The following is a 16290-nucleotide window of genomic DNA, read 5'->3' on the forward strand; positions in this document are numbered from 1 at the left end:
AATATGAAAAAGAGGTTAGCGTGCTTGCGGACAAGCCAGCCTAACCCCTCATCATGTTATTTTTTCGAATTACTATCGTCCATTTTTAGGACAGCCATAAACGCTTCTTGTGGTACCTCAACGGAACCTACTTGCTTCATGCGCTTTTTACCTTCTTTTTGCTTCTCCAATAGCTTTCTCTTACGGGAAATGTCTCCCCCATAACATTTAGCCAATACGTTCTTACGCATCGCCTTAATTGTTGAACGAGCGACAATTTTTTGTCCAATAGCTGCTTGGATTGGCACTTCGAATTGCTGTCTAGGAATTAATTCCTTTAATTTCTCAACAATGATTTTTCCGCGATCATAAGCAAAGTCCTTATGAACAATAAAGCTTAACGCATCGACTTGTTCAGCATTTAAAAGAATGTCCATTTTTACAAGCTTTGATTCTTTATAACCAATCAGCTCATAATCAAATGAAGCATAGCCTTTTGTGCTAGATTTCAACTGGTCGAAGAAATCATAAACGATTTCAGAAAGTGGGATTTCATAAACAATACTTACACGAGTTTCATCTAAGTATTGCATGTCAATGAAGGTTCCACGCTTTTCCTGACAAATTTCCATAATCGCACCTACATAATCATTCGGAGCCATCATTGTCGCTTTTACATAAGGTTCTTCAATGCGATCAATTTTTTGCGGATCAGGCATATCGGATGGGTTGTCAATCTTAATCTGTGAACCGTCTGTTAGAACTACTTCATAGATAACACTTGGAGCAGTTGTAATTAAGTCAATCTTGAACTCTCTTTCAATTCTCTCTTGAATAATTTCCATATGAAGAAGTCCAAGGAATCCACAGCGGAAACCGAATCCTAATGCTTGGGAAGTTTCAGGCTCGAATTGAAGAGCTGAATCGTTCAACTCTAGTTTTTCAAGTGCTTCTCTTAAGTCATTGAATTTCGCACTATCAATCGGATATAAACCACAATATACCATTGGGTTCAAACGACGATAGCCTGGAAGTGCTTCAGTTGCACCATTTTTCGCATTGGTAATCGTATCACCCACACGAGTATCGCCAACATTTTTAATCGCAGCTGTTAAGAATCCTACATCTCCGACAGAAAGTTCTTCTGCAAGAACTGGTTTCGGATTGAAAACCCCTACTTCTGTAACTTCGAATTCTTTTCCAGTTGCCATCATTTTAATCTTGTCGCCTATTTTAACCGTACCTTCAACGACACGAATATAAGCTACTACCCCACGGTAGGCATCATACAAGGAATCGAAAATAAGTGCTTTCAATGGAGCTTCTGGGTCTCCAGTTGGAGCAGGGACTTTTTCGACGATTTGTTCAAGAATGTCTTCAATTCCAATTCCTGCTTTTGCACTCGCTAATACAGCTTCAGATGCATCTAACCCAATAACCTCTTCAATCTCATTTCGAACGCGTTCAGGGTCTGCACTAGGTAAATCAATTTTATTGATTACTGGGACAATTTCCAGATCATTGTCTAATGCCAAATAAACATTGGCCAATGTCTGAGCCTCAATCCCTTGCGCTGCATCTACAACTAAAATTGCACCCTCACACGCCGCTAAGCTACGAGACACCTCATACGTAAAATCGACGTGTCCAGGAGTATCTATTAAATGCAATGTATAGATTTCTCCGTCTTTTGCTTTGTATTTTAATTGAACTGAGTTCAGTTTAATTGTAATTCCACGTTCTCTTTCAAGATCCATTGAATCAAGGAGCTGGTCCTTCATTTCACGGGATGTTAAGGCATTTGTTTTTTCTAAAATTCTATCAGCTAAAGTCGACTTTCCATGGTCGATATGAGCGATGATGGAAAAATTTCGAATCTTTGACTGTCTATTAAGCCGTTCTTCTCTGTTCATATCGTTCACTCCTACTATACTCGCACAAGAGTTAGCTTCACCAAATATAATCTCTATGTACACTATTTTTGATTATATCAGTCGACTCTGCAAGATTCAACGGAAAAAACATTGGATGGAGCACCGTATTTAGCCTTCTATTATATCAGTGATCAACTCTATCGACTTTCTCGTAATAGCCGAAATACCATCGGCTAACGTTTTTCCGATAGAAGAAAAGAAATTATAGGCCTTCATTTCCTCAAGCTTTTCCTTCTTTTCTGCGAGATTGTGACTATTAATATCATTGCCGAGAACAGAGACCTCCATTTGCCCACCCTCGTTTTGGTTCACATTTAGCGCACTTTTAAAATCAGCATCCTCAAAGCCCTTCATCCGATGAATACCTTGATTTGCTTGCTGCATCCCGAATAAAACCGACACGAACATTAAGGCGGCGACAAAGATAAATTTTAGAAAAAACCTTTTCATTTTGAGCACCTCTTTGACTAACTGCGTATTTCTTTTAAAAGCGGGCAATCGTCCTTTACCGATTACCCACCTTAAAATTACTGTTCATCTGCTGGTTCACTTGTTGGCTGATCGACACTTTCTGCATCCCAGAATATTTCACTAAATACATTAGCAAATGCATCGGCTGAGCGATTCAATTCCTCAAAAGTGTTATCCACACCACCAAACTCAATTAACATCGCATTCCCTGACAAGTCCTGGTTAAACTTACCATTGGTGCTTGCCCCTTTTTTCTCAATAACGCCACGGCTTAAGCCTGGATAGGCCGCCTCTAATTTTTCATGAATCTTTGTAGCCAATTGAAGGTTTTTTTCATAATTTGGATTTTCAGCGCCAATGACAAAAGCTAGTTTCGCATATGCTTGCCCATTGATATCTATCGTCGTATGTTCTTTTCGTTTAGAATCTCGATGAATATCAATTAAATAAGTTAAATCTTTATTATTGGTAATGGCCGCTTCGACCACATTTCTTGATTCATCATAAGATCTTCCATATGTTAATCCTTTTTCGTTTAGATTTGTCATAATATCTGTTTTATCTACGACTGTTCCAATGCCCTTACTTTCGAGTTGCCCAAGCAAGTGGTCACCAATTTTCGTTACGTTAATTTTTGAATGCTGTGCACTGTTAGGATCCGTCACTCCTTTTAAATATGGGAGAAAGGACTCTCGTGTATGGGAAAAATAAATATAAACCATCTTTTTGTCTCCCGTTGTCTGGGACGGATTTGTCGTGTTGTCCGAGTTATTCTCATCAAGCCCTTCCGTATTTTGCAAGTCTGCTTCATTCTCCTCTTTTAATACTTCTGGTGGAGGAGAAGATTCAATCGGTAAGTTCGTATAATTCGTTCCTTGCCCAGCAACAACGATTCGCCCATCAAACAATGAAAATCCAGGCAACTCTCTTCCAAGCAAACTCCGCGGATCATCTAGACTAACATTCGTAGATAGCTTGAACATTAAGCTAGACAACTTTACATCAGAGCCTTTTTCAGGTAGTGCTTGTAGTAATGCGTGATTCTCCGTTCCAAAAAGTTGAAAAAGGATTTCTCCATTAATATTTGAAGTAGCTGTATTAATAGAGGATGACTTCAAACGATATTCCGGGTTTAACGACGTGATCAATCCACTTACGGAAAACATAAGCAACAGTACCAATGCTACTACCATGAAAAAATTGAGTAGGCTTGTCCCTTGAACCGTTACGACAAAAGATGAGTTTCTATTATATTTCATTGTTCCACCTCTCAAAGTAAGTCTACTAATTCATATGACTTTACTAGAGAAGATAGAACAAACGTCTATTATTTTTACATTACTATCTTGTATAATATCCTGCATTGTCTTGATTGACTGACTTGTGCAATGCAGAATTTAATCCATTTGCAACCAAATTTGCCATGTCTTCGATAAAGACATCAACTTCCTTTGGGGTTACCATCAGATTATGTCCAAGAGGAGAAAGGACCTCAGAGATTAATTTTCTTTTTTCCTCTTCTTCTAACGTTCCGATCATTCCTAAGAAGGTTTTACGGTGATGCTCTTCTGGTAAATCCTCTTCCGTCAGCTTTTTTCTTTTTCCAAAAGTCATCCCAGCAGGAGCCAGTGCACGGGATGGTCGGTTGCCTTCCTTAAGTTCCTTGCCGAAATGCTTCAGAATATAATCGATCGTATCGCTCGTAATTGACACAGCGTCCACCACGGTGGGAATTCCGATGGCAACTACCGGGATCCCTAATGTCTCTTTACTTAATTCTTTCCTTTTATTCCCGACTCCAGATCCCGGATGGATCCCTGTATCGGAAATTTGAATAGTCGAATTGACTCTTTCAATCGATCTTGCTGCAAGTGCGTCGATCGCAATGACGAAATCCGGTTTTGTTTTTTCCACTACGCCTCGGATGATATCACTCGTTTCAATCCCAGTAAGTCCCATAACCCCTGGGGCAATCGCACTTACAGGACGATAACCTTCCTCTACACTTTCAGGCTGTAATTCATAGAGATGTCTTGTGATTAAAAGATTTTCACATACTTGAGGGCCTAAAGCATCAGGGGTGACATTCCAATTTCCTAATCCAACTACTAAGCATGAAGCATTTTCTCCAATCCCTAGTTGCTTAATGAAATGGGAAAATTCATTCGCGAAGACTTCTTCTACCTTTTGTTGTAGCTCTGTATCCTGTTGACGAATCCCGATCACTTCAAGTGTCAGATATTTTCCTTCCTTTTTTCCGAGTGCTACTGCTCCTTGTTTTGTAATTTCTACTAAGGAGACTTTGATGTCGTTTTCTTCTTTCTCCTTAATAATCACACCTTCAATTTGTGAGATATCCTTTTCCCCATAAAGAGCACTTTGTTCACGCTCTGCAATGACCATTTCTCTCGCCTCTACTGCTAAATCCGTACGGACAGAAAACTTGCTTAAATCGATTGAATTCTCCATCTAAAGATCGCCTCACCTGTTTTATTTTGAAAAATATTCTATTATTTCCACATAAAAGTTAACTATTCTCTAGCATTGCCGCTGAAATTATAAAAAATTCATTTGTTATTCAATTGAGTTTGACTTAAAATAAATAGATAGTATTGCAAAACCAAGAACCGTTTGATAAAATATTTCTTGTTCTGCAAATTATGTATTTGAACGTGAATGTCGAGTTTTATATAATCTCGATTGCTTTGTGGGAGGTGAATGGAATGGCAAATATTAAATCTGCTATCAAGCGTGCTAAGACAAGTGAAGAGCGTAGCGCTCATAACTCTACAGTTAAATCTGCAATGCGTACTGCTGTTAAAAAAGTAGAAGCTGCAGTTGTAAATAACGACGAAGCTGCTGCAAAGGCAAGTTTTGTAGAAGCTGCTAGTAAATTAGATAAGGCTGCTGCAAAAGGTTTAATCCACAAAAATGCGGCTGCTCGTAAACAATCTCGTTTAGCTAAGAAGTTAAACTCTTTAAACGCGTAATTGTGTCAGGCTATCTTTTATAGATAGCCTTTTTATTTTGTATAAAAAAGGGAACCTCGTGAGGTTCCCTTTCATTGTCATATTGAAAATAGACCGTCGATTTCCACTCCGGGTGGACGCTTTCCGTGGGGCGGGGTCGAGCCGCTTTTCCCACTGGAGTCGCCACCCTCCGCTCCAATCAACTGGTTTAAGTTATTCTATGTAGTGCACACTTCTTCTTACAAACATATCTAAATTATATATACCGCCTCTGCACAATCACTTTTCCAATTACTATAAATCTGTCCAGCGTATTATCTTCTCATCAATTATTTTTCACATCAAAAAATAATAAATTTTATTTTATCTATATCAGTTGGATGGTAAAATTTAGTTAATTCATTTTCATTAAAGGAGTGAAGTAATGGAAGTATTATTAACAAGTCTTTTTTCAGCCATCATTATATTTATTACTATTTTTTCATTGATGAAGGCTTTCATTATCGCTTATAAGAGGAATGAAATATCACTTCGGAGATTCATTGTTTTTTCGACGTTTTCAATGGTAATAGGTATAATAGTCGCTTCTTTGTTACCTTTTGGTTATCAGAAAATTTTTGATTACTTATACTAACTCTTTTAAATATATCTAAATTCACTCAGAGCAGGGTCTCTACTCCTATCAAGAGTTACTTTTTGTATAGTTAAAGCTTAAGTGTTTATACGCTAGAGTACTACCATGGAGATGCTCTCTTGAGGATATCTCACTTTCTTATTGAGGTGATTACGTGGATCATGATGAGTACAAGGCATATTTGAAGCAGCAATATTCCCATGAAATTCGACCGTTACAATCAGTTAATGACGTTATCTCCGCATTTCAAAAAAAATTAGATATTGCCGAAACAGAATTATCAGAATCCGAAGCTATTTTCTTAAAAATGACAATTCCTAACTATATTAATGCACACAAAAACAACCCTATAAAATCTAACTTGGATAACTTAAATTTCATTTCGTATGGTGTAGTAAGAAATGAAAAAAGTGATCATTACTACAATCATATGAGGATTTCATCTGGTAATGAAAGAATACTTGTCATTATTGAATCCCAGTTAAATGCAATAACCTCCAATTGCGAAAAACTAAAAGTTGATATGCTTATCGAACGTGGAATCGACACATCTCATGTTAATCAAGAAACACCTGAGTTTTTTGCATATCTAATGCTTTTTGATTCTTATAAAGAGAATCATTGGCTACGCATGTAGAGGATGGAAAGAGAATGTCTATATTTCAAAGAGTGGAAATCCACCGTTTTAAATAAAAAAAGGAACCAGCTAGGTTCCTTTTTACGCTCTTCTTCCCTGTAGTCGGAAGAGGAACATTTCCATTAGGAGTTCTTTGTTCATGCCGCCGGTTTTGGATTGGTAGTCGGCGTCGGCTAACATTTTCATGATTTCCGTTAGTTCTTCGTCTTTAAAAAGTTGTGCTTGTCCAGCAGCAAGTTTTACACGGAAAGGATGAACCTTGATAAGACCAGCGATTTGTTGTTGCCCATAGCCTCTTCTCGCTAATTCTTTTACCTGATAAATCAAACGGAACTGCCCCGATAGAATCGACATAATTTTTATAGGCTCTTCGTTCTGCTTTAATAAGTCATAGTAAATTCTAAAGGCCTCTTCAATTTTTTTATGGATAATCTTATCGACTAAATCAAAAATATTTTGCTCTAAGGATCTAGATACGAGCTTATCGACCATTGCAGCAGTGATTTTTTGGCCCTCTGTGGCGTAAAGGGCTAGTTTATCAACTTCTGTTGTTAACATGGAGAGATGTGTCCCAGCAAGTGTGAGGATTTGCTGAATAGCATCCTCTTCAATTTCAACATTGTTGAGCCCAGCTCTTTCCTTAATCCAGGACCTTAACTCGTTTTCGTTCAGCTTTTTCGCTTCTCCGACAATTCCTTTTCTTTTTAATTCCTTCGTAATTTTCTTCCGCTCATCGAGTTTTTCATAGTTCCCTGCAAAAACAACAATGGTGTAAGGAGCCGGTTCCTCCAAGTAAGCCTCAAGCCGTTTTATGTTATGTTCAACTTTAGATTTTGATTTCTCAGCCGTTAAAAAGAAAGGATTGTTCAGGAATACGAGCCTTTTTTCACCCATAAAAGGGAAAGTTTCAGCATCCTCAATCGCTACTTCGATCGGAGTTTCCTCTAAGTCATAAACAGACAGATTAAATTCAGCCTCTTCCTCGTTTAATGCATATTTCGTTAATAAATGCTTTGTTTCATTGATAAGAAACGATTCTGTTCCATATAATAAATATATGGGAGAAAACTGCTTTTTCTTAATTTGTTTCCATAAATCTAAAACCAATTTCCTTCGCTCCGATCATGTAAAATCCATATTACAATCGTATAGAAGGAAAGGACTTTTGACAAGGGGATTACATTATGTAAAGGCTAATTTTTAGAAATTAAAAGGGAACTGGCACCTCGAAGAACCAATTCCCGATTTATAGTAAACGCTAGCAAACAAGGCCTAGGATACTTATCTACTAGCGGTACACCCTTTGTATGAATTATTGTTACCTCGGATTTGCAAACTATTTGTGACAACTCTTGTCAGTAAAGGAAAACTCAATTATACTAAGAAAAGCGTAAACATCTTATTTAAAAAAGTTAATTTAAATCCATTGCTTTATGAAATCCATCTACTATAATGGAAATGGGAGGGATTAGTGTGAATCCATTTGAAAAAGAAGTCCAAAGCAAACGAAATGACGCATTAGATGCAGGAGTAGGATTTATCGCCTCTTTTGGTTTCTTTGCTATTTTATTCATTATCGCAACAGTTGTTAAACAAATCGGAGCTTAAGATTTACCTACATATTTTTTAACGGAGACTACACCAAAGTGTAGTCTCTTTTATTTTTCGCCTAGTTAGTGTTTCGTTTTATCATATGAAATTGAGAGAAAAAGGTTCCCTTTTCTCCTCTAAATTGAAAAGTAATTGCCCCGTTCTCGTCTGTCCGATAGATGCGAATGCTTCGTTCCTCTAATCTTGTTAAAACGTCCCCATGTGGATGTCCAAAACGATTGTTCTCTCCAGCCGAAATTAAGGCTATTTTCGGTTCTAGCTGTTCCAATAAGCTTTCCGTGGTTGATGTCTTACTTCCATGATGTCCTACTTTTAAAACATCCACTTTTAAATTCGGGTAGCTGGCAAGTAGTTTCCTTTCACCTTCTTCTTCCAAATCACCGGTAAATAACCATCTTAATCCTCCGAAATCTGCATATATGACAATCGATTGATCGTTTTTCCCTAAATGAGTCATATTACTAGGTGAAAGAACCTCAAAACGGTAGCCTGCGTCTGTCCAAGCATCTCCTTTCATTCCGAAGTGAACCGGAATCTTTTTTTCATCACAAAGATCCATTATCTCGGTTTCAAGTTCAGACGATACTTCCACTTTTGGCAGGACCACTTCTCTGACCTTTAGGGTTTGTAAAACAGCCTTTGCCCCGCCAACATGATCCATATCTCCATGCGTAAGAATAAGCTTATCCAGCTTCGTAATTCCTTTGCTCTTTAAATACGGCACGACAACATCTTTGCCGACTTCAAAAGGATCAGCTCGCTCCATCCATTCCTCAGTCGGAAATTCGAGCGTTCCTCCCGTATCAATTAAATAGGTTCCCTTATTCATTGGGAGCTGAATTAGAATACTATCTCCTTGTCCAACATCAATAATGGTCACTTCTCCAGTTACATCAAGTTTTATCGTTAGCAGTTGGATTGCAAGTAAGCTAATAGGGATGATGAAAGCTAGGACAGTTTGTTTAATTGTTCGCGCCCTCTCCCAGCGGAAAAAGAAATAGGGGATTCCAACACAGTATAGGACAAGCAAAAGATTAGAAGGGCGCCCAAGGACAAGAGTGTTAAAGGGAAACTTCGATAAAAATAGCGTTAGCTGATGAACTAATCGTAGATTGAAATCAAAAAAATGGAGAAGAGGATTAAGCATATCTCCTATTAAAAGATGGAGGAAGTACATAATCATCAAAACGGGAGTAATCACGACAGAAAACAAAGGAACATAAACAAGGTTTACGATAAACGAGACAAGGGAAAATTCAAAGAAATGATAGAGAAGAATCGGCATTGAGGCAATTTGTGAAATAATAGAGGTAGCAATCAGAAAGGCTACTGGCTTTAGCGTGTATTTTTCAAGCATCGAGGCAGACAAAATGAGGGCATATGTGACAACAAAGGAGAGTTGAAAACCTACATTATAAACAATATGCGGATCGATGAATACATATCCAACAAAGACGATGCTTAGTATATCTACAGGCATTAATTTTTTTCGAGAAAATTTAGTTAGCACTAAAGCAAATAGCATCATCAGACAAGCACGAATGACCGATGGAGCACCACCTGTCAAAATGATATAGATTGGTACAAATGCCATTAGAACATAGACCATTTTCTCCCTTGTAACATGCAATCTCAACCCTGTATAAAAGAGAATGCCAATGAGCATGGCTACATTTAAGCCTGAAAGAGCGATTAAATGAACGATTCCGAGTCTTTGATAGGCGGTCATTAGATCGGGTTCAATGAGATTTCGATCACCAAAAATGAGGGCTGAAGCAAATGGAGCAGTATTTTGAGGGAAGTGAGCGTAGATATATTGGATGCCATTTTGCCTGATTTTTTGAAGAAAGGTGAGGACATTTCTTTTTTCTTCACATTTGTTAAGGTCGATATTTTCTACATCTAAAATCCAGGATATTTGTTCATGCCGAAGATACTCCTTGTAATCAAACGCATTGGGATTTCTCGAGGGTTCGGGCGGCTCTAATGTTCCTTTAACCTTACAAACGGTCCCAACCGATATTTGTTCGAAAGCTTCCTTCTCCTCGATTGTAGATAGTCTGTGTTGGAGTACAAGTGTCTCTTTGGTGTCTTCATCTTTTCCATAGGTAGTAAAATAATTTCCATCTATTTTTGGTGGTTCTTCAAATAGGATGGAAAAAGCCTTCTCTTCTCCGGTGAAAAGGGTTTGAGCGAGTCGATCACCAATCTCCGCTCTTCCTAAAAATAAAATGAAGATAAAAACAGTAACTATCATCATCGAGGCGGAAAATTTTCTTAATTGTATGAGAAAAAGAAAAAGCAGTATGGCTAGACCGAAAAAAATCCAATGTCCATCTAAGGCAAATAAGGCACCTAATAAAGCTGAGAGACAGATAAAGATCCAATTTCCTTTCAAGCATTAAGCCCCCTTCCTAAATAGAGAGGCTGTTGGGATGGAATTTCCGCAACAGCCTCTGCCGATATTCTTAAGATCATTTCTACTCTACACTTGCGTTCATTTTTGGTAAGTGAACGACTTCAATATTCTTCAAGAAATACTTATTCCACTTATTTGGATACGAATCTCTGAAAACAACTCTCGATATACCTGCTTGCGCTAATGTTTTTGAACAGTTTTCACATGGTTCATGGGTTACGTACGCAGTAGCTCCCTTTAATAAATCACGCTCTGCATGTAATACCGCATTTAATTCCGAATGGCAGCAACGAATACAACGACCGTTTTCATCTAATAAACAGCCTTCATCTTCACAGTGAGGATGTCCATGAATAGAACCATTGTAACCTGTCGATACAATATGTTTGTTGTTCACGATTACAGAACCTACATGCAATCTATTACATGTCGAACGAGAAGCAACTTGTTCTGCTATATCTAAAAAATATTCATCCCAACTTTTTCGCGCCATTGTATATTCCCCCCATTAATTCTGTTTAGTGACTTTTACCAAGACTTGTCTTAAGTTTAAAGGGAAGAGAGAAGGTACGTCAATTTGAAATTTTGCGATTTCACTTTACTGATATACTTTCTTTTAGCTTTTCAAATGTCTTTTCACCAAAACCACTGATGGACATAATGTCTTCAATTGTTTGAAAAGGACCATTTGTTTCTCGATATTCAATAATGGCGGCTGACTTTGCAGGTCCAATTCCAGAGAGCGTTTCTAGCTCTGTCGCAGTGGCTTTATTGATATTTATTTTGTCACTCTCACCACCTCCTGGAGAAACCACACCTGCCACACTTTCCGTTTCTTCACCAATCAAAGGTACGTAAATCACCATTTCATCGGTTACCCGCATCGCCAAATTTACCACTTCTCCATTAGCTGCTTCTGTAATTCCACCTGCTCTTTCAATCACATCTATCACTCTATCTCCTGTCGTCGCCTTATACACACCTGGATTCTGAACAGCACCCTTCACATCCACAAGGATTTCTTGCTCCTCTATTTCCTCTACTTGCTTTCCCTCTTCCTCCACAGTTGATTCTGGTTCGGTTGAAGATGGCTCCCAATTGCCGTTCTCCTCATCTTCTAATGGCTTTAAGACTGATGAAACTAAATAATAACTGAGCAATATGAACATCAAAGCAGCAATAACGACGAATTGCTTATGATTTTTTACCCATTCTAACATCTACATCTTTCCTTTCCATTGACATAAATTATCAGGAAATTTCATATCGTTTTATGAGAGGGCTCGCTCTGAAAGAGAAGGAGGGTAGTAACAATGAAAATTGGGTTCATTGGTACAGGTAACATGGGGAGAATTCTGATCGAGGCACTCCTAGATGGAAAAGCCGTATCCCCTTCTTCGTTATACATTACAAATCGAACGATATCAAAAGCACTTGATATACGTCAGGCTTTTCCTAATATCGTTGTATGCAACAAGGCCGAAGAGGTAGCAAAACAAGCTGAGTTGCTTTTTATTTGTGTTAAACCGATTGATATGTTTGATTGCATTCAACACATCACACCTTTTTTAACAAATGAACACTGTGTGGTTTCCATAACAAGTCCAATTAGTATTGAGCAACTTGAATCGGTTGTACCGTGTTCGAGCGCTAGGGTCATTCCAAGTATTACAAATAGAGCATTAGCGGGAGTATCTCTTCTTAGCTTTGGGGAAAAATGCACACCACATTGGAAGGAATCTTTACTAAGCTTAGTACAATCTTTTTCAACTCCATTACAAATCGAAGAAAACATTACGAGAGTGGCATCTGATATTGTTAGTTGTGGACCTGCGTTTTTTAGTTATTTGACGAGGAGATTTATTGATGCAGCAGTTTCGGAGACAAGTATTGATGAAGAAACGGCGACAAAATTAGCGAGTGAAATGTTAATTGGATTAGGTGAGTTATTAAGAAAAGAATTTTATACGTTGCCAACTTTGCAGGAAAAGGTATGTGTTAAAGGTGGAATTACTGGTGAAGGGATAAAGGTTCTCGAAGAAGAAATTGGGGATGTTTTTGAACATGTTTTTCAAGCTACTCATTCAAAATTCGCTGAGGATATAAAAGAAACAAAAAAGCAGTTTACTCTTAACTAATTCTTTGTTTTCCGGTAAAATCCTCCTTAAAAAACAAAAAAATTTAGCCATTCCGGAACAGGTCGGGATGGCTAAATTTTTTCTAAATATGCTTACAAACAAAAAATATCCGTTCAGATTGCGGATGCAATGCTTCATCAAAATCACCGAACATCTCCAAAATTTGAAAGCCAGCTTCTGCAAGCCATTGTTGATACGTCTCCACTGAGAAGGTTCTCTGTGTATGATTCTCATCAAATCGATCATATTTACCAGATTCATCTTCGACGAAGAAGGTGAGCTCATGGTCCACACTATCTGGAAATTCGCCCTCAAAACAATTCCAAATATAGCAAATTCCCTCATCATCGTATGTATACGTTTGATCAATAAAAATCTCATTCATTTTATAGAGAGAATGAACATCAAAAATAAATAAACCATCGCGATTTAAATATTGCTTAACCCGCTCAAATGTTTGTTTGACTTCTTCTTCTGTCTGCAAATAGTTGAGGGAATCACAAAAAATCCCGATCATATCAAAGGTATCAATTAACTCAAGTTCTGCCATGTTCTGCTGGAGAAACTGAATAGTTACAGACGCATCAGATGCTTTATTTTGTGCGACTGTGAGCATATCATCTGATAAATCAACACCAGTAACTTCATAGCCTTTATTGGCCAACCGAACGGATAACTCTCCCGTTCCACAGGCTAAATCTAAAAGCTTCTTCCCAGCTATATGATGCTTTTCACTTTGTTCTTGAATGAGTTCCACCCATTTTTCATAGGGAACATCCTTCATCAGTTCATCATACAAATAGGCAAACCTTTCATAACTCATGATAACTCACTCTGTATATGTTCAACCGGAGCATCGCCCCATAGACGTTCAAGATTATAATAGCTACGCTCATCACGGTGGAAAATGTGGGCAACGACGTCACCAAGGTCAACAAGAATCCATCTTGCCTCGTCAAAGCCTTCCATACGGCGTACATCATACCCGTTCTCTTCAGCCTTATCTTTAATTTCTCGGGCAATAGCTTGAACCTGCTTGTCGGAATTTCCATGACAAATCACAAAGTAATCTGCGATTAAAGAAATTCCTTTCATGTTCAATGCTACAATATCTTCCGCACGCTTATCATCCGCTGCTTTAACAGCTGTCTTCAGTAATTGGTTATCTATCATTTAATCAATCCTCCTGTTTGTAATTAGGTCATTATATGTATGGAACGTATCGGGAAAGACTGCTTGATTTTTCTTCATCAAAAACAGGATCGTGTTCTGAACCGACTTGATTAGTGCCGTGTCTAAATCCTCTTTTGCGAGCTCTCGTACCTCTTCAACCCCTGGAAAATGTCTGCCTGGTTCAATGTAATCCGCTAAATAGATTACTTTCTCTAGCAATGTCATTCCAGGTCTGCCAGAGGTATGAAATTTAATCGCATCCAAAACCTCTGCATCTGTAATGCCAACTTCTTTTTCAACTAAAAATGCACCTACTGGGGCATGCCACAGCTCACTATTATACTCTAGCAACTCAGGCGGCATTTTTTCCTCGACAATAATTTGTTTCATTTCCTCTTTCGGACGAAACTTTGCATAATCATGAAAAATGGCAGCAAGCTCAGCCTTTTTTTCATCTGCTCCATATTGCTTCGCTAGCTGAATCGCTGTTTCCATTACGCCAACCGTATGGACATATCTATGCTCTGTTAATTGAGCTTTGACAATTTCAAGTCCCTCTTTACGCTCCATATAAATTTTTCTCCTTCAAATACTCGATAATCGAATCCGGGAGTAGATAACGTATCGTTTTCCCTTCCAACATCCTCTGTCTAATCAAACTGGAAGAGACGGAAAACTCCGGAATGTCTAAATGGATTATCGGGTAACTTGTTTTCTCCTCAAAAGTAGGTCGATTAACGCCAATAAACGAAATCATGTCCATTAGCTCATCAATCTTGTACCATTTTGGCAGGTACTCAATCATATCCGCACCAATAATAAAATAAAATTGCACATCTGCATGCATTTCTTTTAATTGCTTGATCGTATCATATGTGTAAGAAGGTCCTGAGCGTTCCAATTCAATTGTTTCCACTCTAAAATATGGAACATCCTTGGTTACTAACTCTAACATATTTAGTCGATCCTCATTTGTCATCAGGCCAGACTTCTTTTTATGAGGAGGTTCTTGATTTGGAAGAAACCAGATCTCATCCAAGCTTAAGCCATGTAAGGCTTCATTCGCAATTAGAAGATGTCCATGGTGTGGAGGATCAAACGTTCCTCCTAAAATTCCAATCTTCCGCATTCATTCACCTCCAAAAGCAATAGCAACAATATTTGCGAAAAGAGCTTATGGTAAAACGATTTCTTTATTTTCTCTAGACTCTTTGTAAAGAACGATCGTATGCCCGATAATTTGGACAAGCTCTGCATCACAGCCCTCTACAAGTTGCTCTGCAACTGAATCTTTATCCTCATCACAGTTCTGTAAAATGCTGACTTTAATTAATTCACGTACTTCTAATGCTTCATTAATCTGTCTAACCATATTTTCATTTACTCCGCCTTTACCCACTTGAAAAATTGGGTTAAGATGATGAGCTTTTGAACGAAGAAATCTTTTTTGTTTTCCTGTTAACATTTTGTGCCTCCCAGCTGTGTTAACACTTTTGTTGTCATTCGACTTGTATCAGGCATAATCCCTGTCCATTTTTCAAAGGCCAGAGCTCCTTGATTGACGAACATTTCTATCCCATTTTGTGTGTTGGCCGCTTTTTCTCTAGCCATCTTTAAAAGTCTCGTTTCCAATGGGTTATAGATAATGTCACTAACAAAAGCATTTTTACTTAAATTATGTAAAGAGAGCGGTTCGCATTCAGTTTGTGGAGCCATTCCGATCGAAGTCGTCTGAATGATAATATCATAAGCTCCTAAACGGTTTTCCGCCTCTTCCAATTGTAGTATTGACGTATTGACGCTATAAGGACAATCATTAGCTAAATTCTCAGCTTTCGTAATGGTTCGGTTCGTAATGTCTAAATGCTTTACCCCAACGTGAGCCATTGTAAAATAAATCGCTCTTGCAGCACCACCAGCGCCAATAATTAACACTTTTTTTGATTCAAGATCGTCAAATTTATTTTTGAGTCCAAGAACAAAACCGCTCCCGTCCGTATTATATCCGATCAAGCGTCCATTTTCATTGACGACGGTATTAACAGCACCGATTGAACGGGCGAGAGGATCGATTTCATCTAGTAGCGGCATAATGGCTACCTTATGAGGAACCGTCACATTAAATCCTGAAATCCCAATCGCTCTAAAGCCTTTTACGGCATCAGCAAGATCATCAGGCTCAATTGCAAAAGCATGGTAGTGAGCATCCAATTCATAATGCTGAAATAAATCATTATGCATGACTGGCGACATTGAGTGGGCAATCGGCTTTCCAATTACCGCATATAAACTTTTCATTCTCCTCCCCATCCCTTTCGCTGTTTC

At 38.2% G+C, this 16290-nt stretch carries 18 protein-coding genes; 4 read left to right on the forward strand and 14 right to left on the reverse strand.

What is annotated here, in order from left to right; all coding sequences use genetic code 11:
* Window positions 1-56 precede the first annotated feature (56 nt).
* The 4 genes from lepA to gpr all read right to left on the reverse strand — a co-directional run bounded on the left by lepA (window position 57) and on the right by gpr (window position 4853).
* Window positions 57-1892, reverse strand: a complete 1836-nt coding sequence (gene lepA, locus FAR12_RS05500) for a translation elongation factor 4 (RefSeq protein WP_126407157.1) — start codon at window positions 1890-1892, stop codon at window positions 57-59.
* Window positions 1893-2021: 129 nt separating this feature from the next.
* Window positions 2022-2363 (reverse strand): YqxA family protein, encoded by a 342-nt coding sequence (locus FAR12_RS05505; RefSeq protein WP_126407159.1) that lies wholly within the window; start codon window positions 2361-2363, stop codon window positions 2022-2024.
* A gap of 77 nt (window positions 2364-2440) precedes the next feature.
* Window positions 2441-3643: a stage II sporulation protein P gene (spoIIP, locus tag FAR12_RS05510; RefSeq protein WP_126407161.1), complete on the reverse strand. Its 1203-nt coding sequence runs from the start codon at window positions 3641-3643 to the stop codon at window positions 2441-2443.
* A gap of 82 nt (window positions 3644-3725) precedes the next feature.
* Window positions 3726-4853: a GPR endopeptidase gene (gene gpr, locus FAR12_RS05515; RefSeq protein ID WP_126407164.1), complete on the reverse strand. Its 1128-nt coding sequence runs from the start codon at window positions 4851-4853 to the stop codon at window positions 3726-3728.
* Window positions 4854-5107: 254 nt separating this feature from the next.
* On the opposite strand from gpr, the gene rpsT reads away from it, so the two are divergent.
* The gene (rpsT, locus tag FAR12_RS05520; protein ID WP_126407166.1) at window positions 5108-5374 is read left to right on the forward strand and encodes a 30S ribosomal protein S20; all 267 of its coding nucleotides are present in this window, start codon (window positions 5108-5110) and stop codon (window positions 5372-5374) included.
* Window positions 5375-6141: 767 nt separating this feature from the next.
* Complete coding sequence (locus FAR12_RS05530) at window positions 6142-6624, forward strand: hypothetical protein (protein ID WP_126407170.1); 483 nt, start codon at window positions 6142-6144, stop codon at window positions 6622-6624.
* 81 nt (window positions 6625-6705) lie between these two features.
* On the opposite strand, the gene holA is transcribed toward FAR12_RS05530, so the two are convergent.
* Window positions 6706-7731 carry a DNA polymerase III subunit delta gene (gene holA / locus FAR12_RS05535; RefSeq protein WP_126407172.1) on the reverse strand — a complete coding sequence of 342 codons (1026 nt, stop codon included), beginning with the start codon at window positions 7729-7731 and terminating at the stop codon, window positions 6706-6708.
* Window positions 7732-8097: 366 nt separating this feature from the next.
* Here holA and FAR12_RS05540 point away from each other — a divergent pair, with 366 nt between their 5' ends.
* Window positions 8098-8232 (forward strand): YqzM family protein, encoded by a 135-nt coding sequence (locus FAR12_RS05540; protein ID WP_126407174.1) that lies wholly within the window; start codon window positions 8098-8100, stop codon window positions 8230-8232.
* A 61-nt stretch (window positions 8233-8293) separates the two neighbouring features.
* On the opposite strand, the gene FAR12_RS05545 is transcribed toward FAR12_RS05540, so the two are convergent.
* The 3 genes from FAR12_RS05545 to FAR12_RS05555 all read right to left on the reverse strand — a co-directional run bounded on the left by FAR12_RS05545 (window position 8294) and on the right by FAR12_RS05555 (window position 11874).
* Window positions 8294-10633: a DNA internalization-related competence protein ComEC/Rec2 gene (locus tag FAR12_RS05545; RefSeq protein ID WP_126407176.1), complete on the reverse strand. Its 2340-nt coding sequence runs from the start codon at window positions 10631-10633 to the stop codon at window positions 8294-8296.
* Window positions 10634-10715: 82 nt separating this feature from the next.
* On the reverse strand, window positions 10716-11147 hold the full coding sequence (locus FAR12_RS05550; RefSeq protein ID WP_126407178.1) for a deoxycytidylate deaminase: 432 nt from the start codon (window positions 11145-11147) through the stop codon (window positions 10716-10718).
* Between the two features lie 100 nt (window positions 11148-11247).
* Window positions 11248-11874, reverse strand: coding sequence for a helix-hairpin-helix domain-containing protein (locus FAR12_RS05555; RefSeq protein ID WP_126407180.1), 627 nt, complete (start codon window positions 11872-11874; stop codon window positions 11248-11250).
* A gap of 93 nt (window positions 11875-11967) precedes the next feature.
* Between FAR12_RS05555 and comER the strand changes: the two genes are divergently transcribed.
* Window positions 11968-12792: a late competence protein ComER gene (gene comER / locus FAR12_RS05560; protein ID WP_126407182.1), complete on the forward strand. Its 825-nt coding sequence runs from the start codon at window positions 11968-11970 to the stop codon at window positions 12790-12792.
* An 82-nt stretch (window positions 12793-12874) separates the two neighbouring features.
* Here comER and FAR12_RS05565 read toward each other — a convergent pair whose 3' ends face one another.
* From FAR12_RS05565 to aroE, 6 genes are read right to left on the reverse strand one after another with little or no spacing between them, the layout of a single operon-like run.
* Window positions 12875-13615, reverse strand: a complete 741-nt coding sequence (locus tag FAR12_RS05565; protein ID WP_126407184.1) for a class I SAM-dependent DNA methyltransferase — start codon at window positions 13613-13615, stop codon at window positions 12875-12877.
* Complete coding sequence (rsfS, locus tag FAR12_RS05570) at window positions 13612-13965, reverse strand: ribosome silencing factor (RefSeq protein WP_126407186.1); 354 nt, start codon at window positions 13963-13965, stop codon at window positions 13612-13614. Before rsfS ends, FAR12_RS05565 begins: the two co-directional genes overlap by 4 nt.
* On the reverse strand, window positions 13966-14535 hold the full coding sequence (gene yqeK, locus FAR12_RS05575; RefSeq protein WP_126407188.1) for a bis(5'-nucleosyl)-tetraphosphatase (symmetrical) YqeK: 570 nt from the start codon (window positions 14533-14535) through the stop codon (window positions 13966-13968).
* Entirely contained in the window at window positions 14525-15094 is a 570-nt protein-coding gene (locus FAR12_RS05580; protein WP_126407190.1) for a nicotinate-nucleotide adenylyltransferase, read from the reverse strand. The genes yqeK and FAR12_RS05580 overlap by 11 nt, the downstream gene beginning before the upstream one ends.
* Before the next feature lie 45 nt (window positions 15095-15139).
* On the reverse strand, window positions 15140-15430 hold the full coding sequence (gene yhbY, locus FAR12_RS05585) for a ribosome assembly RNA-binding protein YhbY (RefSeq protein WP_126407192.1): 291 nt from the start codon (window positions 15428-15430) through the stop codon (window positions 15140-15142).
* A complete protein-coding gene (gene aroE / locus FAR12_RS05590) occupies window positions 15424-16263 on the reverse strand; it encodes a shikimate dehydrogenase (RefSeq protein ID WP_126407194.1) in 840 nt (279 codons plus the stop codon). Before aroE ends, yhbY begins: the two co-directional genes overlap by 7 nt.
* Window positions 16264-16290: the final 27 nt, after the last annotated feature.

The sequence above is a fragment of the Bacillus yapensis genome, assembly GCF_005280205.1.
Lineage (GTDB): Bacteria > Bacillota > Bacilli > Bacillales > Cytobacillaceae > Robertmurraya > Robertmurraya yapensis.